This is a genomic window from Psychrobacter urativorans (assembly GCF_904846675.1).
GTDB classification, from domain to species: Bacteria; Pseudomonadota; Gammaproteobacteria; order Pseudomonadales; family Moraxellaceae; genus Psychrobacter; species Psychrobacter urativorans_B.
On sequence record NZ_CAJHBT010000023.1, the window covers coordinates 22,550 to 46,330 of the forward strand.

The following is a 23,781-nucleotide window of genomic DNA, read 5'->3' on the forward strand; positions in this document are numbered from 1 at the left end:
ATAGTCGACTTAATAGAATAGGAAGAGCTTATATGCGCTACCACAATACCTATGTCAAATTAGACACGCGTCTTTATCATCGTCAAGCACCTACTCCGCTGGACAATCCACGCGCCGGACACTTCAACAATCAACTCGCACAGCAACTCGGCTGGGCAGATGATAGCGACCTGATGGCGCGCTGGGTCGATATTATCGGCGGTCATTACGTGCCTGCCGAGTTTGCACCTTTATCCATGGCCTATGCTGGTCATCAGTTCGGACAATGGGCGGGACAATTAGGTGATGGGCGCGGCTTATTAATGGCGCAAGTAATCGATAATAATGATCAATTACAAGATTTACACCTTAAAGGCAGTGGTCTGACGCCTTACTCACGGATGGGAGATGGACGAGCAGTACTACGCAGTACTATTCGCGAATATTTATGCGGTCATGCGTTAACGCAACTCGGCATCTCCTCCTCCAACGCCCTAGGCTTTGTGGTGTCTGACACGCCAGTGCGCCGTGAGCGGATGGAAGCTGGCGCGGCAATGATGCGCGTAGCAGACAGCCATATTCGTCTCGGTCATGTGGAATGGATTGCCAGTTTTGCGCCTGATTTACTTGGTGAGTTTACCGATTATATGATTGATACTTATTATCCAGAATGCCGTGAAAGCGAGACGCCGGTATTGGCATTTTTGCAGTTGGTCGTTGAGCGTACGGCGCGGATGATTGCCGATTGGCAGTTGATTGGCTTTGCGCATGGAGTGATGAATACCGATAACTTATCTATTACTGGTAGCACCTTAGACTTTGGGCCTTTTGGTTTTATGGAGCGCTTTAATCCAGCATGGATTAACAACCACTCTGACCATACTGGACGCTATGCGTACCAAAACCAGCCAGCTATTGGCCATTGGAATCTCAATACTTGGCTACCACACTTTATGCGCTTAACCCAATCTGGGGTCACGCGTGATAGTTTGGCGGATTGCTTAGCGGTATATGAGCCCACCTTTATGCAACACTATCAGCAAGGCCTCTGCCGCAAATTAGGACTACCGCATCAGTCTGCAAGCTTAACCTTAGCTTTTGAATTTTTAACCTTATTAGAAGATAACTTACTCGACTATACCAATAGTTTTCGAGCATTATTGGGACTGGTTGCTGCAAACGAACATCCTTATGAGCAGCAGCTGCTTGAAACCATGACTTCCGAGCTGAGTTCAGAGGCACAAGAGGTTTGGCAAGAGTGGTCAACGCGCTATTTAGCGTGCATTCAGCAGCAAACCCATCTCTCAAACGAACAAACGATTGAGAGTTTACGCACCAATAATCTGGTTTATGTGCTGCGTAACAGTATGGCTCAACATGCTATTGATGCCGCTGAACAAGGACAATTTGAAGAAGTAGCGCGACTTTTTGAGCTGCTTGCCAGCCCTTATGAAGTGCAGACAATTGCAACTGCGCTTGATAGTCGCCCGCCAACGCCAAACGCGCCGCAACTGCCGATTAGTTGTTCGTCTTAATTAAGGATGTTATATTTTTAATGCTTTAACGTCGTTGAATTGGCATTTCTATTAAAAATTATAGCTTTCAACATCAACAGACTAAATAGCGATTATCAATTTACTATATATTTGCATATTTCCCGCTTGTTGACTAGGCAGTGAATTGCCAATAATGCTAGAATAGCTTGCTTGTTAACTTGCGTTCTTTTCCGATGATGACTATGGTGTTTACCGACAGCTCAATTTTGCGCCAGCTTTTATTACTTGTATTAAATATTTAACCATTATCGGTATAAGTTAAAGCGTTAACTTATCTTTATCACAGTTTGTTTTATTCCAATTTATTCTAACAATGGCGATGACTATGACTATGACTGACGATACCAATTTGAATACGGATGATCATAATACGGACAAAGAACAATTCGAACGAGCCGCTCTACATTACCATTCACACCCGCGACCGGGTAAAATTTCGGTCACGCCTATCAAGCAGTTGGCTAACCAACGTGACTTGGCATTGGCTTATTCACCAGGTGTGGCTGTACCGTGTCTTGAAATCCAAAAAGATCCAACCTTAGCCGCTAAATATACGGCACGCAGTAACTTAGTCGGTGTTATCACCAACGGTACGGCGGTATTGGGCTTAGGTAACATCGGTCCATTGGCCTCAAAGCCAGTCATGGAAGGTAAAGGGGTTCTATTCAAAAAGTTCGCGGGTATCGATGTATTCGATCTAGAAATTGCCCAAAACGATCCTGATAAGTTCATCGAAGCGGTTGCCGCTCTTGAACCTACGTTCGGTGGTATTAACTTAGAGGACATCAAAGCACCAGAATGTTTCAAAATCGAGCGCGAATTGCGCAAACGTATGAACATCCCAGTCTTTCATGATGACCAACACGGCACCTCAATCATTGTTGCCGCCGCTATGCTCAACGCCTTATTGTTGACTGGTAAAAAAATCGAAGACCTGAAGGTTATTTGTTCAGGCGCAGGCGCTGCCGCTATTTCGTGCTTAAACCTTATCTGCGCGCTTGGTGTCAATAAAAACCATATCTATGTTTCTGACTCACGCGGTATTATTACTACCAGCCGTGAAAATCTAGATGAATCAAAGCAACTGTATGCGCGTGATACTACAGCCACCACTATTGATGAGCTTATAGATGACGTTGATATGTTCTTAGGCTTGTCTATGCCCGGAACGTTGACTGCTGATATGGTTCGCCGTATGGCAAAAGACCCTATCATCTTCGCGCTTGCCAACCCAACGCCTGAAATTATGCCAGAATTGGCACATGCCGTACGTCCAGACGTCATCATGGCAACTGGTCGCTCAGACTATCCAAACCAAGTTAACAATGCGTTATGCTTCCCTTATATATTCCGCGGTGCGTTAGATGTGGGTGCCACGACGGTTAACGAAGAGATGAAGATTGCTTGCGTACGTGCAATCGCGGCGATGGCGCATGTTGAAGCGACGCCAATGAGCAACGTTAAAAATGTTGAAAGCACGCCAAGCTTTGGTCGTGATTACCTGATTCCAGGACCGCTAGAGCCAAATCTTATCATTGAGATTGCCTCAGCAGTAGCACAAGCTGCAATGGATACTGGCGTTGCGACATTGCCTATTGATGATCTTAAAGCCTATCGTCAGCGCCTGTCTGAGTTCGTTTATAACTCAGCCTTTGTAATGAAACCTATCTTTGCACGCGCTAAATTAGATCCTAAGCGCATTGTTTACTGTGAAGGCGAAGACAATAATATTCTACTTGCCGTTCAGGTGGTGGTTGATGAAGGTCTAGCGCAACCTATCTTGGTTGGTCGTCCGTCAGTTATAAAAGCAAATATCGAAAAGCTTAGCTTACGTCTACAAGATGGTGTAAATATCACGATCATCAACATTGATGATGATCCACGCTACAAAGATTATTGGAAAGGCTACTACGAGAAAAATAAGCGCAATGGTGTTAGTATTGAGCTTGCGCGCCGTGATACCCGCCGTAAAACTTCATTAATCGGCTCATTACTGGTCGAGAATGGCGATGCGGATGGTATGATTTGTGGTACATTTAGTCATTACCACCTGCATCTCAAATATGTTCAAAATGTCATCGGTAAGAAAAAGGGTGTCAGCGATTTTTATGCGATGAATGCTGTCTTAATGCAGGATCGCAATATCTTTATTGCGGATACTTATATTCATGAAGACCCTACCGCTGAACAATTGGCTGAAATGACGGTATTAGCCGCTGAACAACTGCGCCGCTTTAGCATCACGCCACGGGTTGCTTTGGTCTCACATTCAAACTTCGGTACATCAGACCGTGCCAGCGCGGTGAAAATGCGCAAGGTTCACCAGCTGCTCACCGATATGAATGTCGACTTCGATTTTGATGGTGAAATGCAAGGTGATGCCGCACTTGATGTGCATATTCGTGCCAATGATCTGCCTTCAAGCACTCTAAAAGGTTCAGCGAACTTACTCATCTTGCCCACGCTAGATGCCGCAAACATTGCCTTTAACCTGCTCAAAACGGCAACGGATAGTGCGTCTATTGGCCCTATCTTATTGGGAGCGAACAAGCCCGTTCATATCTTAACGCCATCAGCAACGGCACGCCGTGTGGTCAATATGACTGCTCTTGCCGTGACTGAAGCGCAGGATTTAGAGAATGAGGCGGCAGCTGCCAATGTAGAAATGTAAGCAAGTTGTTGTTCTACCATCATTATTAGTTGATGGTAGCAGTCTGTTATACTAAAACCAGCCAGTGCCGCTATAATAAGGGTGCTGGCTGGTTTTTTTGCGTAGGATTTGATGTCTTCACATTTTAAAAAAATTTTTAATAAAATTAAATAAAAGAGGTTGCGATGCAGGTCTATCTCGTTGGCGGTGCGGTGCGTGATGAGTTATTAGGGCGTCCTATTAAAGACAAGGACTTCGTAGTGGTAGGCACGACGGTTGCTGATATGCTGGCAGCTGGCTTCCATCAAGTGGGCGCCGATTTTCCAGTATTTTTGCATCCTACTAATCAACAAGAATATGCTTTAGCACGTACCGAGCGTAAGCTTGGTCATGGTTATCAAGGCTTTAGCGTCCATGCCAGCCCCGATGTCACCTTACAAGAAGACTTACAACGCCGCGATTTAACGGTCAATGCGATGGCGATCGAGGTGACTGATTTAGCCGATGACACCCCTATAACGGGTGAGGTGATTGATTACTACGGTGGCTTAGACGATATTAAGAGTAAAACCTTGCGTCATGTTTCAAGCGCTTTTAGCGAAGACCCGCTACGAGTGCTAAGAGTGGCACGCTTTTATGGGCGTTATTATGATTTAGGCTTTAGTATTGCTGATGAGACCTTGGTGTTAATGCGACAATTGGTTGCGAGCGGTGAGCTTACCCATCTAAGTGCCGAGCGTGTTTGGCAAGAGTCCAGCCGAGCAATGATGCAGACCTGCCCGCAAGTGTACTGGGAGCAACTGTTTTCTATTGGTGCATTAGCGGCATTATATCCGTACCTAAGTAGTACTTGGCAACATCGAACAGTGCAAGATATGATATTAAGCAGTTTACGGTTCGCCGGACAAATGCAGCTTGCTATCCATCAACGTTGGGCATTATTGATGGCGAGTTTTTTACTTGATCTTAATCCTACACTTTTTAATAATACCTATCGCGACGAAGATCTTGTCGATACTGCTATAGCTGCACAAGCAGCCAGCACACTTGGCAACGCAGCTAAAGTGCCGAAAGCTTTAACACAATTTGCCTCCTTATTCGTTCAACAAGCCGCAAATTTGGTGGCTATAGAGCAATTAACGGCTGCGCAGAAAATCGATCTCATTCAAGCCTGCAGCGCTCATAAGGAACCTGATAAACTCTCGCAATTATTGGTCACCAGCCACGTATTACAATTGGCACGCCAGCATCGGCAAATGATGTTAGCGCTCAACAGCTTCTACGCCGTCAATATGGAAGCTATTGCACCAGAGCTGAAGGGTCCTGCTATCGGCGCAGCGCTACGCCAAGCTCGTATTGAGCATCTACAAACCCAAGCCAATCAGTCTTAACTTATGAGCTACTCTAATCACAGACACGCTAACCATCCCGAATCGATTAACACGCTAGCGCCGGTCATGCTCGTCACCGGTAGCGCCAAGCGTATTGGCGCTGCTATTATTCGTGCTGCCCATTGTCAAGGCTATCGAGTCATCATTCATTGCCATCATAGTCAGACAGAGGCGGATAGGTTAGCAGAATCGCTCAATACTAACCGTGCAAATAGCGCCGCAGTCGTCGTTGCCGATTTGTCCATTATTAATAGTAATACTACTTTAAGTCGATTCACCCAAATTATTATCAAGATATTCGGGCAGCTTGACGTGTTGGTACATAATGCCTCACGGTTTTATCCGACTCCCATTGGTAGCATTGATTACGATCAATGGGATGAGTTATTTTTGACCAATGCTAAAGCACCATTGCTACTTAGCCAAGCTTTCTTGCCTTACTTGCAAGCGCAGCACGGTTGCATTATTAGCTTACTTGATATTCATGCTCATGATAAGCCATTTGGGAACTACGTGGTCTATAATATGGCCAAGGCAGCCCATCGAATGATGGTACAGTCTCTGGCGCTAGATATGGCGCCCTACGTTCGCGTTAATGGTATCGCCCCCGGAGTGAATATCTTGCCTGACACTAATAGTGACCAAGCGCTGAATGCAACTCAGCAGCAAAGTATCATTGCCTCTATTCCCATGCAGCGCATCGGTACGCCTGACGATATTGCGCACAGTGTGCTGTACTTAGCGCAGGCAAGTTACGTCACCGGTGAGATTATTAAAGTGGATGGCGGGCGCAGTTTGACCTTGGCAGGTAGCACCGACTAAATAATTTACGCCCTACTCGACATTTTTACTTGAAAATCTCAAAAAATCAGGTATCATTGAGCGTCTGACGTTAGGGCCCATAGCTCAGTTGGTTAGAGCAGAGGACTCATAATCCTTTGGTCGTAGGTTCAAGTCCTACTGGGCCCACCATATTTAAACCCTTTTAAGCATCTAGCCTAAAAGGGTTTTTTTATTGTCTATTGTTTATGGTCAGTTACCAAAAATCAACTAGACAATCCTACATATCTTATGCAATTAGAGAAATAAAATAAATAACTATAAATATCGCTAGCATTTTCCATTTTCTCTGTTTTAATCCCTTTCAGCAGCAGCTATTTAAATATTTCAGTATATCGCCCTTTTATTTTACCTTTTAAAAAAATATTTAATCCTGACCATTTAGTCAGTTATCTTAATGAAATCATAGCCTTACTTAATTTTGTAGCTATAAAGCGCTGAGAAAAGGTTTTTTATTGCATAGATTAGAGTTGTCAGATGTAACATAATATGATTAACTGTTTGAAATTATAAATAAACGTTCTAAAGCATTGCACTAAGTTGTTTATTGTAATTTACGTTTTTACCATTATGGGATCTCTGCTTCACTCATAATGCTCGTTTTGGCTAAAATACTGATACCTCTATTCCATACCTATTTTTAGTAATATTTATCTTTTCTCAAGTGGTACTGGTGCGTTTTGACAGGATGTTAAGACCAGTTTTGGTATACACAACCTACCCACGTCCACGAGGAAATAACGACTGTACATAAGGGAGTAATACTGTGCGTTTAGATTTACCTACTAGCTTATCATTGTCTACCAAACTATCTTCTATCAAACCATTAACCACCGCTGCTATTGCTATCGTCGCTCTAGGCGGTATGACCAGCGCTAATGCCAAAACTCTGTTTAAAGATACTAGTATTACCTTACTGCACGGTGGTGATTTTAAACTGCTACCTGACGACGTAGATACTCTTTCAACCATGACTTTAGAGCACGCGTCTACCCATACTTGGGGCGGAGTATTCTTCTTCGTTGATCGTCACCAAGGTGGAAAGTACGACGTTAAAAATAATGACGGAGAAGTTATTGATACTAAAAGATATAAAGAAACCTTTGGTAAATTTTCTCCTAAATTCAAAATAGCTACCTTTAATGACAGCTTCATTAAACAAGTGAACCTAGCGGGTGTCTACGAGTTCAGCTCGAACAGTACTGGCTTTGGGCAAGATAACTACTGGGCTGGTGTGGGTGTCGATTTAGATTTACCAATCCCTGGCATGAAATATGCGTCCGCTACCTTGTATCACTCCTTTAACGATCAAAAGCCGGATGACGAAAAAGTGACGTTAACCGCTGCTTGGGAACGTGATAACTTTTTGATTGATGGTTATGTGGATTTTGGCTTCAACAGTGATGAACTTAAAAATAATATTCATTTTAACCCGCAAATTAAATACAACTTGCAGGAAGCACTCGGTATCGATAACCGCTTAGAAGCGGGTGTAGAGTACAGCTACTGGAGAAATAAATTTGGTGTCGATGGTGTGGACGAAAATGCTGTTATGGCACTGGCGAAGTACCATTTTTAAATCATAGATTAATGACTTAAAATCAATGACTTAAAATACTTAATATCATAAAAACCCCTATTTAGTAACTATGCTAAATAGGGGTTTTTATGTTTTGATTACGTTATCTGTAGGACATACTCAATCATATGCTTAAGGCTTGAGCGCCGCACTGATGTCAGCCAACAAGGGCGGTACGTCATGCTTGTCCGTCATGACCTCTAAAAGTACCAGTTTATCCGTAGTCGCTGCGGCTTTCTTGAGTGCAGACTTCAATTGACCAGCAGTTTCTGCCTTTAATGATAAGCTATTTTCATCATTACCGCCAAAGGCTTGGGCCATTAATTGCCAATCACATAGCGGAATATCGTTATAAGGCTGATTTTCGCCATGAATAGCGCGCTCAACGGTATAGCCTTCGTTATTGATAAGGATAATTACTGGATTGATACGTTCTTGGAGCATTACGGCGATTTCTTGAATAGTCAGTAAGGCTGAGCCATCACCAATCAGTAACACACTGCGCTTATGGTCTGAGGCAATCGCCGCGCCTAGGCTTGCCGGCAAGGTATAACCGATCGAGCCCCACATTGGCTGACCGTAGCAAGTGACTCCCTCTGGTAGACGCACATCACTGATGCCAAAATAAGCGGTTCCTTGGTCAGCAAATACTAGATTATTATGGTTTAGATGGTCAGCAATAATATGCCAAAGGTCATCTTGGCGAATAGCCTTATCATCAGCGCCATGCTGCTTATGCGGATGTACTTGACCAGATAAAGGCTTAGGGGTAATCTCAATACCAGATGTCAGCACTTCATGCAGCGTCTGCAATGCATCTTTGAGCGCGATTGGTGCAAAGTTCTGACCGCTGATTGTCGCACGTTCATAATGCAAATCAACCACCACCTTCTCATCAATATCTTGACTAAAACCTGCAGTAGTGGTGTCGGTATACTGGACACCGATCTTAATCAAACACTCGCAATTCTCCACCGCATCTTTGACTACAGGCCTCGATGCAACACCTGCATAAGTCCCCGCCCAGCGTTCACTTTGCTCATCCAGCAAAGTCTTGCCCCAAGATAAGGTCGTATAAGGAATCTCAGTATCAGCAATTAAAGCTTTTAACTGATTTTGCAGTCCCAAACGATGTACCATCAAATCTGCCATCAAAGTCGTGGTTTTATTTGGTAAAAAATCTAGTAAAGCCTGTCTAAAGTCTGTCAATGCCGCTTGGCTAGTAATATCCTCTGTACTGTCATTAAGCTTGGTCGTAGGCGGATAAATAGGCTGACGTGCCACATCTTGTGATAGCATTAAATAGCCTGGGCGATGCTTTTTGAGTACCGTACGAATCACCCGATCTATCTCAGAAGCGGCGTTTTCGGAGGTGATCTGCGCGCGTGCTACCGTCACCGGCTCTACCATTTTGATAAAATGATTAAATACACCATCACCAAGCGAATGATGAATTCGGCGCTTGGCATGTTGCTGTGCCATAGTAGGTGCACCCACCACATGCAGTACGGGCGCATATTCAGCGAACGAGCCGGCAGTAGCGTTGATTGCCGATAGCTCCCCTACCCCGAAGGTCGTCACCAATGCCGCAAACCCACGCTCACGGGCATAGCCATCGGCTGCGTAGCCAGCATTTAGCTCATTAGTATTACCCACCCAACGTAGCTTATCCGATTCGATAATATTATCTAAGAATGTTAAGTTAAAATCACCAGGAACGCCGAATATATCGGTTGCACCTGCTTCAGCGATGCGATCAAATAAATAGTCGGCGATAGTATATTGCTTACTCATCTTGCTTATCCTTAAGACTTATTATTATAAATAGTCATGGTTGGTTATATGGGTGGTTGGAAACATTTATAAAGTGTATTTCAGCTCATTTATTAGACTTAAAGCTTTTAGAATACATAATATAAAGATAAGTTATATCATATATCGATGGCAGGATGACATGCCTACTTTGCTAATTTTTAATATTTTTCGTGATAAGGGTTGACATCTTATAAAAACTGCGTATAATACGCCATTATCAACTAGAAAACAGTTAGTTGATAACTATGCGGGAATAGCTCAGTGGTAGAGCATAACCTTGCCAAGGTTGGGGTCGAGAGTTCGAATCTCTTTTCCCGCTCCAAATACTTAAAAAGCCTCACTTCACAGTGAGGCTTTTTTTGTCCTAATTGCAAGGGTTACAGCGATTTCTTAAGAAGGCTTGAATCTAACTCACGGATAGAGGCCGACTGATATTGATGGTTCAATACTGCTTATTCGCAAATCAGTAGAATATCCTACAGTCATTTTGTTTGAGGCTAAGGGCAATTATGAGCCTACTTTATAATAATATAAGCGACATTTAATAACGCGTCCTAGTATTAAAGTACTAAATACCTGAATAATAAGTCACTCTATTATCACGTAAAAATCCAGCCAGCCCTAGACCGTAGTGCTGAGCGACACGCACTGCCGTACTGGTGGGTGCGGACATACCTACTAACCAAGGCAAACGAATCCGAATAGACTTTTGCACCAGCTCAATCGACAATCGCGAGGTCATGGTAACGCACTCGACATCTACCTTGTGGCGCAATTTCCAGCCAATAAGCTTGTCAAGGGCATTATGGCGTCCCACATCCTCAAACAGATGCAAATGCTGTTCATGCATCGTTGCCGCAGCATGGACAGCGCCTGTTAGTTGATGCGTATGCTGGGCGGCGTCGACTTCTACCCGCATTTTCAACAAACTATCGAGGCTTGGCTTTGTTACTCTGAGCTGTTCCGTATCTCGTTGATAAGCACTCAAATCTGGCAGCGCTTGGGTCAGTCCTGTTATACCGCACATGCCGCATCCTGTTCGCCCCGCAAGCTGACGTTTTTGTGCTTGAATACGCTGATGACAGCGTTGGTTTAGTACCAATTCCACCACATAAACATCGTAATCTAGGAGCTGGTCAAAGGCCATCGAGACATTAGCCTCATCGATTGATTCCTCAGTAAAATTTTTGAAGCTGGATTTATCTGTAAGTTGGGTTACCTCCCAATCGAGTAACTCATGGCTATGCTGAATTAGGCCTTCACTGAACAAGAACCCAATCGCTAAGTAATCAAGCTGGTTGGGGCTAGCCATCAATACCGCATAGTGAATGCCATTAATAACGATAGAAATCGCTGCCTCCACAGCCAAGCTTGCAGATTTATGATCAATATGAACCTCATCAAGGCTACCAATACTATTTTGGCCATGCTTATCAGAAGGATAAGCATGTTTTTGTGTCGCATGACTGCGTGCCAGCGGTGTCTCAGCTAGCTCTATTGTTTCAGGTACGTTGTCTGTTGAAGCTTGATCACCGTATTGATGCCGGCGTTGAAGACTATCGTGTTCAGCTATCATAAGCGTTTACTACAAAATGTTTGGGGCAGCTTTTTGACATGATCATGAGGGTTGTCCTTTTATGCATGTCTATTATGCGTTCCCATTATGTGTGTCTGTCATAGTTATCTATGTCACAGTTATTTCTTTAATAGTGAGAGTAGCGACGAAGTTAATGATATTAACTTCGTCATTATCTTGATTGGCTTTAATTTTACTATTATTACTTGCTCAACTTTAATTATAGAGTTCTAAGCAGAGGCAACAAGATCATCAGCGCTAACCCGTTCTAGAATTACGGTCAATGATTTATACGACGGAATTCTGGAATCTGGAGCGTGCGTGTCTAAATCGATTAAGTCATTACACTCAGGATAGTAGGTAGCGACGGCATTTGCAGCAATGTCCATCTCAGTAAGTATCAACGGCCCTAAGGTTCGTTGCTGGCCTTTACTGTCTTGACGTAAAACCCTAACTGTATCGCCCTTTTGCCAACCCAATCGGCTCATCTCATCCGGATGCATAAATAAAACATCACGGCGATCCGTTTGCCGGTAGCGATCTTGGAAGCCAAAGATCATCGTATTAAATTGATCATGGCTACGGACACTGGTTAATTGCCAAACTGCTTGTTCGTCAGGCTGAGAGTTCTTGGCATTGTCGTCGTCGAACGTCGATGTTCTGTCTGCCATTTGGGTAGCGACATAAGTAATCGGATATTTTGGTACTTCAAACTGGGCCTTGCCGCTTTCGGTATCCCATTCACGATGACGCGCAGGATGATACAAGTGGAAGCCGCGATCAGCCGCACGGATACGCTGGTTGAAGTCCTCAAAACCTGCAATGGCCTGAGCGATATAATCACGAGTCACATCGAAATCCTCACCCATAGCTTGCCAAGGAATTGACGACTCAGTCCCAAACAACTGCGTAGCAATACCTGTCACAATCTGCGCTTCAGATTTTAGAGTTTTACTAATAGGCTTAACGCGACCTTGGGTGGTTACAATATTACACATGGAATCCTCAATCGTCGCAAACTGTTCACCTTTAGTAGTGATGAGGCGTTCCGTACGACTCACGCAAGGTAAAATTAGATTGTCCACGCCCGGATAAAGCATGGTCTCATTAAGTTTAGTTGCAATAAAAACATTGAGCTGATTTTTTGTTAACGCTTGCTGAATGGCATTTGAATCAGGTGCCGCAACCGCATAGTTACCACCCATACTCACAAAAACTTTAATTTTGCCTTGAATTAAAGCTTTTGCCCCTGAGATGACATCAAGGCCATTCTCTTGCGGCATTGGATGGTTAAAGACCTTCTGCATGCTATCAAGCAGACTTTGAGACGGACGCTCATGAATACCCATCGTCCGATCACCTTGCACGTTGGAGTGACCACGAATCGGTGACGCACCGCCACCTTCGATGCCTATCATCCCCATTAATAACAGTAAATTGGTAATCATAGCGACATTGTCATCGCCTTGAACGTGCTGGGTAATGCCCATACCCCAAGTACAGATCGTCGCTGGACTGTCGGCAACGAGGCCGGCAATATTAACTATTTCTTGTTGCGAGATACCGCAACCCAGTACGATATCGGCCCACGACTGCTCTCTCAGCCAATGCTTCAGCGCCTCAAAACCTGAGGTATGCGTTTCAATAAAGTCGGTATTAATTTTATCATTTTCGATAAGCCATTTTGCCATACCGGTCAAGAGCGCGGCATCACCACCGATTTGGATTTGAATAACGTTATCCACCATGTCGTCACTCATTCCTGCCACCATTTGCGTCAGTTTTTGCGGGTTTCTAAACGCCTTTAGCCCTTGTTCGCGCATGGGGTTAATAGAGAGAATTTCGCAACCTTGCTTGTGCGCATGGGCTAGCATCTCAAGCATTCGTGGGTGATTGGTTGCAGGGTTTTGTCCGAACATCAATATGAGTTTGGCCTGCTCAAAGTCCTCTAATACGACGGTCGCTTTGCCTACGCCCAACTGCTTGCCTAGCATCACCGAGGTGGGCTCGTGACACATATTAGAGCAATCTGGTAAGTTGTTGGTACCAAAGCAGCGCACAAGCAACTGGTACATAAAGGCCGGTTCGTTAGCGACACGTCCCGAGGTATAGAATAATGCTTCATCAGGCGAGTCGAGATTCTTTAATTGCTCAGCGATACGGGCATAAGCGTCCTGCCAAGATATAGCCACATAGCGGTCTTGCGCCGCATCATAATATAATGGTTCTGATAATCGGCCGCTATGCTCAAGCTCATAGCCAGACCAACCTTGCAATTCTTTAACCGTGTGCCTAGCAAAAAACTTAGCATCCGCACGCGTCGACATAGTTTCGCTAGCAATTACCTTAATACCAGTCTCACAGACATCAATTGTTTTATGGCTCTTATGATCGGGCCACGCACAACCCGGACAATCAAAACCGCCTATTGGTTGATTGCTACTCAATACACTCAAACTACCGCGTAAAAAAGCTTTATAATCCATTAGCTTACGAGCAGAAGCAATCAGCGAAGACCAACCGCCTGCAGGGGGGGTATAAACAGGAATTTTGCGCATGACAGACCTTATAAGTAAATGACGATAAATAAATAATAGTAAATGATGTCTGCAGAATAAATAGCAGCAATTTTATAATATCACTACTTCCGCACTAATAAACATGCAAACAACAAAAAATTAACAAGAGAGATGCTACAGCTTTATGAATGATGATTTAACTTATTAACGCTGGCGATCAAAGCGACCATTATCATACCCATAACAACGAGAATGATAGACATCGTATGGGCGGCCTCATAATTAAGCGCCTCTACTTGCTCATATATAGCAATGGACACGACTTTAGTTTCACCTGAGATGCTGCCACCTATCATTAATACCACGCCAAACTCTCCGATGGTATGCGCAAAGCTAACCAAACTGCCAAGAACGATACCAACGCGTGCTTGTGGTAGCGCCACTCTCATGAAACGCCTTAAACGGCTTGGCTCTAATAGATGGGCAACCTCCATTACACTTTTTGGAATTCGCAAGAATTGTGCATAGACAGGTTGCACATAAAAAGGTAGTGAATAGATGATCGAGCCAATAACCAACCCTTCAAAAGTAAATATAAATGGGCTTATATTATGCTCAGCAAGCCATTTCCCAATGCCAAAATTCGGACTCATGAGTAGCAATAAATAAAAACCAATCACTGTTGGCGGTAATACCAATGGCATGGCAATGACCCCCATTAACAATACCTTAAAACGCCCGACAATATTTCCATGGCTTGGCTTAGCCAACCAGTAGGCCAAAGGCGTTGCAAACAATAACAAACACAAGGTCGTCACACCGGCAAGCTTAATGCTTACCCAGACTGGACTGAGCATGCCCGATACGAGGGATTGATTTATCATTATATTAATGTCAGTTTATGGTCGTTATAGTCTGCACGACTTTCAATTATTGAACGGCTAAATAACCCGCTTTAGAAAAGTACGCTTGTCCCGCAGGAGAGCGCAGATAATCGGTAAATTCTGTCGCTGTTGCGACATCCGTAATGACCATACCGTCTTGTAAGATAGCTGGATAAGAATCTGGTGGTAAAATATAAAATTGTTCAGATGTGGCCTTAATCGCAATGACTTGTGATTGCGCAACAAAACCATAATCGACGCTGCCGGTATGAGCATATTGAAAGGCTTGGCCAATATTTTCGGCCTGTATCAAGCGTTTTTGCTCATTTAGTGAATCATAGACATCTTGCGATTGTAGATACGCTTTTGCGGACTTGCCATAAGGCGCAAGCTCAGGACTAGCAATAGTAACTTTGGTTTTGCTATTGGTCTTAAATAAATCAGTCAATGTCGTTTGGTTAAGTCCACTCATAGGTTTGGTCGCGCTATATAGAGACAACTGGCCTTGAGTATAAGTAAACGGTAAATGGTTCTTTTCATCTTTAAACATCTCGTCTGCTAACTGAGCCGGAAATGTTTGGTTGGCGGATAAGAATATATCATAAGGGGCGCCTGCTGTTATTTGCGCATATAATTTACCAGAAGAAGCATAAGTGACCTCTATTTCTTGGTCAGGTAAGTTATTATCTGCTTTATAGCCATCGATAATTTCCGGTAATACATCGGATAAGTTAGCAGCGGCAGCAATACGTATGGTTTCTACTGGTGTTGTCGGTTGGGATGCATCATTAGTAACTGCCTGCGTCTCATCACTGGTGTTTTCTTTACTACAAGCCGTCAGCGCTAGTACTAAACCAGCAGAAACACCTAGCGTTAATATTGATTTTGATGCCCTTAAATAAGACGGCCTCACAACTTGATTATGACGACCATTTAATTGACTAACGTCCATACCTCACACTCTCTAGTTTTCAACAGTAAAAAACAATGTTGAAGTATACATTACTTATGTTTATAAGATAACTCAACATATATCGTTTATTATTTGGCTATCACAACTAATAACCATGATGAGTGCCACATTCGTCTTGTGACAATACCCCTCGCTGAAAAAAAATTTTTCACCTTTCTTTCGAACATGACTATCGATTACAGCAGTTTCAGATAACGCTATAGAATAAGGTTGAGATTTATCGAGCCTATTCTTTATATCTAAAAAACTGATATCTTGAGTAAGAATATGATAAGGCAATGACTGTTGTCTATTCAGTAGCCTTTAACCTACTTTAATTTAACCTGCTTTTTATATTAATTATCAAGCCAGTTTTGTTGTTTCGCGTGGGCAAGTTGATTAGGTGTGTCAATATCATAGCTTAGTTGATGATTGGTGACGGTACTTATTTGGTTGGACGGTAATGCTCTAATTAAATGACGCAACCCTTTATCCCCTATCAGCGCTGACTGCCACTGTCTGAGAAGCTCATAACTAACCATTATGGGTAGGCCGACGATATTTTCTTCGGATTCACCGGTAGAAATAGTCTCATCTAAGCGCTGCTCATTTAAATGGTTCTCTTTTAAATGCTGATAACTGCTAGCAACCACAGTGTGCTTGCCTGCCAGCAAGTCTGTTAGATGAGGACTGTCCAATAAAACTTGGTCAACGCCCATAATTAACACCCGATTGATACATGCGTTATCAAGGTTGACTTTGGTTAATGCTTCAATGCCCAGATACAGACTGCGCGCCATGCCTGTTTCAGGCATTGAATTAACCACTATATCAATCATTGAATTCTGACTAACTAACTTGGCAGTTGCGTTAGCAATCACTGCTTGGCCTTGCGGAATGACAACGATAACGGCATTAGGCTGAGTGACTAATGCAAGTTTAGTCATATAGCAGATCAGGGGTTCGCCATTTTTACTTAACAATTGTTTGGATTGGCCAAGACGCTGACTAAGCCCACTTGCTAGGATAATAACCGCATGGTCGTTAATCATGGGCATAACTATCCGCATAATCATATTCGGTTAATGGTTGAGCTGGTATTTGTTGAACCGATGCTTGCGGATTACATTTGCTGTCTGGAAGCCTTGTTGGCGATGTTTGACCGTGAATCACTGCACTCATTTGCGCTATGATACCAAGTGCCAAGGCTTCCGGCCCGTCTCCGCCCAATTTATAGCCGATGGGATAATGCAGTTTTGCAATACCCTCATCTAAGAGCGCAGGATTAACCATTGTCGCGCTAAGCTCTTTAATGAGGCGCTCAGTACGATAGCGGGGGCCCAATTGTCCAAGATAAGCAGGTGGATGTTCTAATAGTACGGCTAGGCGGGCACGGTCTTGGGTAAGACTGTGCGACATCACGGCAACGATAGCATTAGAGCTCAGTTTAATTAAAGTTTCGGTATCGTCCAATGGCAGGCACTTCACTACATCCGCCTGACTGAAGCGTATGCGCGTTGCATATTGCGGACGACTGTCTATTACTGTGACATGCCAGTCTTGCAGCTTTGCCATCGTCACCAGCGGCATAACGTCATTGCCCGCACCGCAAATTAGCAGTCGTATTTGTGGGCAAATCCGCTGAACTAACCACTCTTTTTGACCTGCCTTTGGTACTGACTCTCGTGTTAAATTCTGCTGACTGTCATCTATTGGACCCTTGTCTAAATCACCTTCTACAATAACGTAGTCAGCATTTTTTTTATTAAACTTATGTCCTGATAATCTTTTAATGGCATGGGTAAAAGTATTAAAAGCATCGAAAAAGTTTTGGCTTGAATCAACAGCGATCAGTTGCCCCGTATTGAGATAAGCATCTAAATCAATACGCGTGCCGATTTGAGGTTCAGAACCTTTGTGTTGAGAGTTTTGAGAATGAGGACTATCGAACTTAATGAGGGTGGCAATCGTTACCGGTTGTTGGGTCTTACGAGTCTGACGGATTAAATCTAATAGGGACATTGCTGTCACTAAACGCTCGAACAACACGTGTACCCGTCCATTACATCCTAAACCAAAATTCAACTCACTATCCAACTCCTCATCCAAGAAATCATCGTCGTAACTATCATCATCTTTAATAGCAAACCCCGCATCGCCACTTTCATTGTATTCAATGTCATCACCTGTCTGATAAGCTTGCACATTAGCGCCATGACGAGTTAACCAAAACGCGCGTTTGATGATATGCGGTTCTAAGCAGCCGCCGCTAATCATCCCCACCGAACGTCCATCTGCGCAGATGAGCATCATAGCACCGGCATGGCGATAAGCCGAGCCTTCGGTACGTATCACAGTTGCCAGTACGGCATCGATATTTTGTTGCTCAGCCTGCGCTGCAAGCTTAAGAATGTCGGCAACTTGATTCATAACGTTCCTTAAATCTTAAAAACAGTCTCAAAAGATAAGCTTAAAAAAACCCGTTTGAGTAGCGGGTTTTTTTAATATGAAAATAACTTCTAATAAGGAAAATTAATCTGGTAGTTGGTCGAGGAGCTTGTCCAAAGTAATGGGCAACTCACGAACTCGAATGCCGACCGCGTTATAAATAGCATTGGCTATGGCAGCGGCGGCTCCTGAAATAGAGGTTTCACCAATCCCTTTGGTGTGCATAGGGTTGGTATAGCGGTCATCTTCTTCCACCAAAATGACTTCTATTTGCGGTACATCCGCATTAACAGGAACATGGTATTCAGAGAGATCATGGTTGCACAGGCGACCATCATGCTTGTCATGGATAATTTCTTCCATTAAGGCTGAACCAATCCCAAACACCATACCGCCGTAACACTGTGAAGTGGCCGTTTTGTGATTGAGAATACGCCCACCGGCAAATGCACCAGTCATACGCTTGACTCGAATCTCACCGGTGACTCGGTGCACACCAACTTCAGCGAACTGAGCACCAAACGAGGCTTGGCGATGGTTTTTGGCATTTTTTCCGGGTTTGATTTCGCCTTTGGCACTCAGCTTTTGCTCATCGTATTCACCGATAATATCCGCTAATGAATAGCTTTGAAAATTACTAAAGTCGTAATATTTTCGTTCAGAGCTTTCTTGCTGAGAACCATTTTGCCTAGAGCCTTCTTTCTCAGAATCTTCTCGCTCAGGCGCAGACAAGCCTATTTTTTCTGCTAACTTATCTACAACGTCAGTGGCTTTATCTACAACGTCGGTGGCAATATCTTTGCCAGCTTCCATTATAGCTTCTGTTGATGCAGCATCGTGCTCGCCTACTTTTTCAATCTGACCTGCACGCAGCTGGATAGTATCCGGGTATAAACCAACTTTATCCGCGAGCATCTCACGCAGTTGCTGGCAAGCAAGATAGATACTACTACCTGAACTAGACGCACCTTTACTACCGCCAGAACCTGAGGCTGGAGGTAGACTGGTGTCACCGAGCTTCATCTCAATGTGGTCGATAGGCAGCCCTAATAAGTCAGCAGTTACTTGGGTAAATACAGTGTAAGAACCCGTACCGATATCGGTCATGTCCGTCTCGACAACCGCTTTGATACCCAGCTCTTTTGAGCTATCGGCTTGTAGGATTACCCGCGCCTCAGAAGTTCCTAATGAGTTACCACGAGCGGCCGCTGCCATACCGATACCCATCCACCAGTCGCCTTCCAAACGGCTGGCAGGTTCGGCTACACGCTCATCCCAACCGAATTGCTCAGCGCCTTGCTTCATACAGGCGATTAGACTGCGGGTTGAAAAAGGAATGTCTTGGCTTGGGTCTTGCTCCGGCTCATTACGACGGCGGAGCTCGAGCGGGTCCATGTTGAGCTTGATAGCTAATTCATCCATCGCACATTCGACTGCAATTTGTCCCACGCCCTCGCCTGGCGCGCGCATGGAACCAGATAAGACTTGGTTGGTATCGACCATCTGGTACTGAACCTGACGGTTCTTACCGCGGTATAAAAAATGCGTGGACAAAGCAACAGGCTCAAAGAAGCTCTCGCCCGGCAAATTGCTAGAGATACTATCATGAATAAAGGTATTAATAATGCCGTCTTTGTCACAGCCGATAGCGATACGCTGACGGGTGTTCGAGCGTCTTGTTGTCGCCTCCATTACTTGCGAACGGGTCATAACAATTAAGACCGGACGGCCCAGCTCTTTTGCAGAAATTGCCGCAGCAATTGATTCAGGCGCAATACCAAGTTTACTGCCGAAGCCGCCACCGACATAACGAGCAATCAATTGTACCTTATCTTCATCCAAACCTAAGGCATCCGCAATTTGTTGTTTAGAAGATGCTAGCTTTTGGTTGGAGGTATACATGATTAACTTATCACCTTCCCAATGCGCTAGCGTCGTATGCGGTTCCATAGGAGAGTTACTTTGACTGGGCGTGTGGTAGACATGATCAATAGTTACCGCAGAATTTTTTAATCCTTGCTCAGGGTCTCCTTGGGTTTGATTCTTATCTGCGCCTTCTGCCGGATCGATTGGATGGGCATCAGACAGTGCTGCCTCAAAATCTAATACCGCATCTTCTGTTTCATCTTTATAAGTGACTTTAAGGGCTTTGGCACCTTCAGTTGCTGCCTCGAAGGTCTCAGCAATAACGGCTGCAATTGGTTGACCATGATAAAAAATCTCAGCCACACCTTGGGTAGGTGATTTGGTAGCGCCGCCTTGTTGCGAGTTACGCACAAAATGCTTAGGGTCAGTAACGACTTTAATCACGCCTGGAATCTGCTCCACCGCACTACTATCGATGTGCTTAATCTTGCCTTTAGCTATAGTCGCGCTGACCAAGACTCCGTAGACTTGACCTTCAAGATGAAACTCAGCCGAATAAGGTGCTTGACCACTAACTTTTAGTGAGCCGTCCACACGAGTGATGGGTTGACCCACCAATTTACTAGGCGTTTTGTCAAAAAGGGACTCAACGGGCTCATCCATGGTCATCTTTTTGGTAGGTTCTGATTGAACTCCTGACTGAAATAGTGCCATGATTATGCTCCCTGAGTCGTTAATGCGCGCTGAATGACCTGCTTTAGCAAGCGCCGTGTCAATGGTATTTTAAAGTCGTTTTGACCGCTACCTTTGGCATCTTTTAATAATAGGTCTGCCGCTTGCGTAATAACGTTAGTGTTACCGTCAGTACCGGTCAATACTGCCTCGACCGCTTCATTACGCCAAGGCTCGGTACCGATGCCACCAAATGCTAGACGCACCGTTTTCATCTTCCCGCTATCATCTTTGTTTATCACTGCGGCGCAAGATACTAAGGAAAAGGCATAAGAGGCGCGATCACGCACTTTATCGTAAGTATGTACGCCCTTAATGGGTGCAGGTAAAACGACATGGGTAATAAGCTCGCCAGTCTCTAGAACCGTCTCAATATGTGGGGTATCTTTTGGCAAGCAATAAAAGTCTTTAATAGCAATCTGACGGGTTGAGCCATCTGCTTTGAGGGTCTCAATAGTGACATCCAACAAGCTCATAGCAACTGCCATATCAGAGGGATGCTGGGCAATACAAGCATCACTAGTACCCAAAATAGCCAACTGACGATTCTGCCCATCGATAGCAGGACAACCAGAACCTGGCTCGCGCTTGTTACACGGGCTATCCGGTTGATAAAAATAATAGCAACGGGTGCGCTGTAATAAATTACCGCCTGTTGTCGCCTTGTTACGCAGCTGCCCTGAGGCGCCTGCTAAGATTGCCCGTGTCAGCACCGGATAACTTGCAGTAATTGTAGGGTGTGCCGCCAAATCACTATTGGTCACTAGCGTACCGATACGTAGCCCGCCATCAGCAGTGGCCTCGATTTGTTCTAATTCTAGACGATTAATATCAACCAGCTTAAGAGGCATCTCAATCTCAAACTTCATTAAGTCTAATAGATTGGTGCCACCTGCGATAAATGACGCATCCTTTGGTGTGGCAAACATCACCGCTTGTTGCGGTTCAAGGGCACGAATATATTCGAAGCGTTTCATGAGCGGCTCCCTATGGTTTTACTGCTTGTCGATTGCTTACCGAGCTGGGTTTCGCTAGGCGGCGGTGACCAGATTCCAGTTATGGATGAGCTGGTTATTGTCTTGCTGTCTGTCAAACCAGAAGCTGGACTTGCTGTAGTCGAAGATTGGTCTGATAGTTGCTCTGAAAGAACTTGCTGAATAGCTCTAATGATATTAGGATACGCCGAACAACGACAGATATTACCACTCATGCGCTCAGCAATCTCTTGTACTAATAATCCATCAGGTTGCTGTAAATCGGCAGTCACGTAGCTTGGCCATTGTTCTTTAATCTCAGTCATCAATGCCGTCGCTGAACAAATCTGTCCAGGAGTGCAATAACCGCACTGGAAGGCATCGTGATCTCTAAAGGCTTGTTGCAAGTCCGATAGTGAGTCCGGCATACCTATGCCTTCGATGGTAGTGATTTCATCGCCATCGTGCATGACTGCTAATGCCAAGCAAGAATTAATCCGCCGTCCATTGACAAGCATAGTACAAGCGCCGCACTGACCGTGATCACAGCCCTTTTTTGGTCCGGTGATTTGCAGGTGTTGACGACAAACATCAAGCAGTGTCGTCCGTGGGTCAAGGTTATCAAACTCATAATCTTGCTGGTTAATCGTTAACGTCAAAGTAAGCATGCTGGCTTCTCGCTGGCAGGTGATAATAGAATTTTGGGTGGCTCTTGCTATTGGTTTATGAACTTAATATTGATTAATTTCTCATGACTCATCAAATAAACAACCATTCGTACATTCCAATTAACCATACAGTTTATATTATAGACATATAATTATCCCTATTCGGGTTGGTTCTGCGTAACTACTATACATTTGAAACAACTAAACGACGTTATATATACTGAATATAAATAGCTTTGTAGGAAATGATGTTGCGTACTGAAAAAACTGTATAGCTAATTTGATAAATAAGACCTTCATGAATTCAAATGGTGTACGTCAAACCGATGCTTTCTGGACATTTTCATAAACCATCAAAAACTGTAGGAACAAAAGCCAAAAAATAGAACTTCTGGCCTTGCACAAAAAGGTATATTGATAAAAGTGGTGCGAAGTGAAATGGGTTTACTCCAAACTATAACGAGAAGCCTGCGATAAGAAACAAAGCTAGAAATAGAGTAAAAGTTGCTGAAAGTTATCCAAGTATGACCAAGCCCATTAAAAATGAGCGGCACTCTCCTCTATAAGTATTTTTAAGCTAAACAAAACTTACTCATCTATTTATCATATTGAATAACTGCTAGGGCGTGTCATCAATTAGCACGCCTCTTGTAGAATAAGTTATACTTATTCCATTTTTAGAAACCTGAGATCAGACACTATGATTAGAGTGGTTCATACTCGCTTCAGCCGTTGGTCAAAAAAAGGCATATGGGAGCAGGTCTTTAACCTGCTCCCTGAGGAGTCTATGCTAGATGCAACCATTGTCAAGGCGCATCAGCACAGTGCTGGAAAAAAAGGGATCAAGCGATTGGACGCAGTAAAGGCGGAATGACGACTAAGAGTCATACCCGTACGGATGCTCTTTTAGATGTCAGCATTAGCCAAACATGGCTAGCGGATAGAGCTTACGATGCGGATGCCCGCGTCATTGAACCTATTGAAGCGGTACAAGGTAATGCGGTTATACCGTCTAAGCGTAATCGGTTACAGCCAAGAGAATTTGATAAACAGCTCTATCAAGCACAACACCTGATTGAGAACTTCTTTGCCAAGATTAAGCAGTACCGTACGATTGCCACTCGCTATGATAAGTTAGCCAGTCATTTCCTGAGCGCCATTCACCTAATCTCTTGTATCGTTTGGCTTAATTGATGACACACCCTAGGCGCGAACCTAGATTTTATTGTTTTTTATTAACGTTAAGGACTAAGGATTAGTGAATTAATTATTAGCGACTAGGGTCTGTATAGAATTCAAATCAGCGGCAGCCAAATAAAGACACAGGCTAGAATCACAGCAGCTTCATAACT

General features: G+C 44.0%; 16 protein-coding genes and 2 tRNA genes. 8 read left to right on the top strand and 10 right to left on the bottom strand.

The features are described 5' to 3' along the window. Positions 1 to 32 precede the first annotated feature (32 nt). The 6 genes from JMY06_RS10075 (at position 33) to JMY06_RS10100 (ending at position 7,995) form a co-directional block, all read left to right on the top strand. Positions 33 to 1,514 carry a protein adenylyltransferase SelO gene (locus tag JMY06_RS10075; RefSeq protein ID WP_201618151.1) on the top strand — a complete coding sequence of 494 codons (1,482 nt, stop codon included), beginning with the start codon at positions 33 to 35 and terminating at the stop codon, positions 1,512 to 1,514. Between the two features lie 352 nt (positions 1,515 to 1,866). Further along, the gene (locus JMY06_RS10080; RefSeq protein ID WP_201618167.1) at positions 1,867 to 4,206 is read left to right on the top strand and encodes an NADP-dependent malic enzyme; all 2,340 of its coding nucleotides are present in this window, start codon (positions 1,867 to 1,869) and stop codon (positions 4,204 to 4,206) included. A 164-nt stretch (positions 4,207 to 4,370) separates the two neighbouring features. Then, on the top strand, positions 4,371 to 5,576 hold the full coding sequence (locus JMY06_RS10085; protein ID WP_201618152.1) for a tRNA nucleotidyltransferase: 1,206 nt from the start codon (positions 4,371 to 4,373) through the stop codon (positions 5,574 to 5,576). A gap of 66 nt (positions 5,577 to 5,642) precedes the next feature. Further along, a complete protein-coding gene (locus JMY06_RS10090; RefSeq protein WP_227672286.1) occupies positions 5,643 to 6,398 on the top strand; it encodes a pteridine reductase in 756 nt (251 codons plus the stop codon). Between the two features lie 73 nt (positions 6,399 to 6,471). Continuing rightward, positions 6,472 to 6,548: transfer RNA gene (locus tag JMY06_RS10095), tRNA-Ile, on the top strand. A 634-nt stretch (positions 6,549 to 7,182) separates the two neighbouring features. Beyond that, on the top strand, positions 7,183 to 7,995 hold the full coding sequence (locus JMY06_RS10100; protein ID WP_227672284.1) for a DUF5020 domain-containing protein: 813 nt from the start codon (positions 7,183 to 7,185) through the stop codon (positions 7,993 to 7,995). Between the two features lie 132 nt (positions 7,996 to 8,127). On the opposite strand, the gene JMY06_RS10105 is transcribed toward JMY06_RS10100, so the two are convergent. Next, complete coding sequence (locus JMY06_RS10105; protein WP_201618153.1) at positions 8,128 to 9,789, bottom strand: alpha-keto acid decarboxylase family protein; 1,662 nt, start codon at positions 9,787 to 9,789, stop codon at positions 8,128 to 8,130. Between the two features lie 268 nt (positions 9,790 to 10,057). Between JMY06_RS10105 and JMY06_RS10110 the strand changes: the two genes are divergently transcribed. After that, positions 10,058 to 10,132: transfer RNA gene (locus tag JMY06_RS10110), tRNA-Gly, on the top strand. A 246-nt stretch (positions 10,133 to 10,378) separates the two neighbouring features. Here the strand turns inward: JMY06_RS10110 and fdhD are convergent. From fdhD to JMY06_RS10155, 9 genes are all read right to left on the bottom strand, one after another. Then, positions 10,379 to 11,386 carry a formate dehydrogenase accessory sulfurtransferase FdhD gene (fdhD, locus tag JMY06_RS10115; RefSeq protein WP_201618154.1) on the bottom strand — a complete coding sequence of 336 codons (1,008 nt, stop codon included), beginning with the start codon at positions 11,384 to 11,386 and terminating at the stop codon, positions 10,379 to 10,381. Positions 11,387 to 11,616: 230 nt separating this feature from the next. After that, positions 11,617 to 13,944, bottom strand: a complete 2,328-nt coding sequence (locus JMY06_RS10120) for an FdhF/YdeP family oxidoreductase (protein WP_201618155.1) — start codon at positions 13,942 to 13,944, stop codon at positions 11,617 to 11,619. A gap of 143 nt (positions 13,945 to 14,087) precedes the next feature. Further along, the gene (gene modB, locus JMY06_RS10125) at positions 14,088 to 14,789 is read right to left on the bottom strand and encodes a molybdate ABC transporter permease subunit (RefSeq protein WP_201618156.1); all 702 of its coding nucleotides are present in this window, start codon (positions 14,787 to 14,789) and stop codon (positions 14,088 to 14,090) included. A gap of 46 nt (positions 14,790 to 14,835) precedes the next feature. After that, positions 14,836 to 15,741 (bottom strand): molybdate ABC transporter substrate-binding protein, encoded by a 906-nt coding sequence (gene modA, locus JMY06_RS10130; protein ID WP_201618157.1) that lies wholly within the window; start codon positions 15,739 to 15,741, stop codon positions 14,836 to 14,838. Positions 15,742 to 16,097: 356 nt separating this feature from the next. Beyond that, complete coding sequence (locus JMY06_RS10135) at positions 16,098 to 16,799, bottom strand: nucleotidyltransferase family protein (protein WP_227672285.1); 702 nt, start codon at positions 16,797 to 16,799, stop codon at positions 16,098 to 16,100. Then, on the bottom strand, positions 16,786 to 18,171 hold the full coding sequence (locus JMY06_RS10140; RefSeq protein WP_201618159.1) for an XdhC family protein: 1,386 nt from the start codon (positions 18,169 to 18,171) through the stop codon (positions 16,786 to 16,788). Before JMY06_RS10140 ends, JMY06_RS10135 begins: the two co-directional genes overlap by 14 nt. 102 nt (positions 18,172 to 18,273) lie before the next feature. Further along, positions 18,274 to 20,769: a xanthine dehydrogenase family protein molybdopterin-binding subunit gene (locus tag JMY06_RS10145; protein WP_201618160.1), complete on the bottom strand. Its 2,496-nt coding sequence runs from the start codon at positions 20,767 to 20,769 to the stop codon at positions 18,274 to 18,276. A gap of 2 nt (positions 20,770 to 20,771) precedes the next feature. After that, positions 20,772 to 21,764 (bottom strand): FAD binding domain-containing protein, encoded by a 993-nt coding sequence (locus tag JMY06_RS10150; RefSeq protein WP_201618161.1) that lies wholly within the window; start codon positions 21,762 to 21,764, stop codon positions 20,772 to 20,774. Then, entirely contained in the window at positions 21,761 to 22,429 is a 669-nt protein-coding gene (locus JMY06_RS10155) for a 2Fe-2S iron-sulfur cluster-binding protein (RefSeq protein ID WP_201618162.1), read from the bottom strand. The genes JMY06_RS10150 and JMY06_RS10155 overlap by 4 nt, the downstream gene beginning before the upstream one ends. Positions 22,430 to 23,299: 870 nt before the next feature. On the opposite strand from JMY06_RS10155, the gene JMY06_RS10160 reads away from it, so the two are divergent. Continuing rightward, the gene (locus JMY06_RS10160; RefSeq protein WP_201618163.1) at positions 23,300 to 23,623 is read left to right on the top strand and encodes a transposase; all 324 of its coding nucleotides are present in this window, start codon (positions 23,300 to 23,302) and stop codon (positions 23,621 to 23,623) included. Positions 23,624 to 23,781 lie beyond the last annotated feature (158 nt).

Bases quoted from the DNA above. Each gene is read 5' to 3' on its own strand.
- JMY06_RS10075 (WP_201618151.1), top strand. From the start codon at position 33: ATGCGCTACCACAATACCTATGTCAAATTAGACACGCGTCTTTATCAT.
- JMY06_RS10080 (WP_201618167.1), top strand. From the start codon at position 1,867: ATGACTGACGATACCAATTTGAATACGGATGATCATAATACGGACAAA.
- JMY06_RS10085 (WP_201618152.1), top strand. From the start codon at position 4,371: ATGCAGGTCTATCTCGTTGGCGGTGCGGTGCGTGATGAGTTATTAGGG.
- JMY06_RS10090 (WP_227672286.1), top strand. From the start codon at position 5,643: ATGCTCGTCACCGGTAGCGCCAAGCGTATTGGCGCTGCTATTATTCGT.
- JMY06_RS10105 (WP_201618153.1), bottom strand. From the start codon at position 9,789: ATGAGTAAGCAATATACTATCGCCGACTATTTATTTGATCGCATCGCT.
- fdhD (WP_201618154.1), bottom strand. From the start codon at position 11,386: ATGATAGCTGAACACGATAGTCTTCAACGCCGGCATCAATACGGTGAT.
- JMY06_RS10120 (WP_201618155.1), bottom strand. From the start codon at position 13,944: ATGCGCAAAATTCCTGTTTATACCCCCCCTGCAGGCGGTTGGTCTTCG.
- modB (WP_201618156.1), bottom strand. From the start codon at position 14,789: ATGATAAATCAATCCCTCGTATCGGGCATGCTCAGTCCAGTCTGGGTA.
- modA (WP_201618157.1), bottom strand. From the start codon at position 15,741: ATGGACGTTAGTCAATTAAATGGTCGTCATAATCAAGTTGTGAGGCCG.
- JMY06_RS10135 (WP_227672285.1), bottom strand. From the start codon at position 16,799: ATGCCCATGATTAACGACCATGCGGTTATTATCCTAGCAAGTGGGCTT.
- JMY06_RS10140 (WP_201618159.1), bottom strand. From the start codon at position 18,171: ATGAATCAAGTTGCCGACATTCTTAAGCTTGCAGCGCAGGCTGAGCAA.
- JMY06_RS10145 (WP_201618160.1), bottom strand. From the start codon at position 20,769: ATGGCACTATTTCAGTCAGGAGTTCAATCAGAACCTACCAAAAAGATG.
- JMY06_RS10150 (WP_201618161.1), bottom strand. From the start codon at position 21,764: ATGAAACGCTTCGAATATATTCGTGCCCTTGAACCGCAACAAGCGGTG.
- JMY06_RS10155 (WP_201618162.1), bottom strand. From the start codon at position 22,429: ATGCTTACTTTGACGTTAACGATTAACCAGCAAGATTATGAGTTTGAT.
- JMY06_RS10160 (WP_201618163.1), top strand. From the start codon at position 23,300: ATGACGACTAAGAGTCATACCCGTACGGATGCTCTTTTAGATGTCAGC.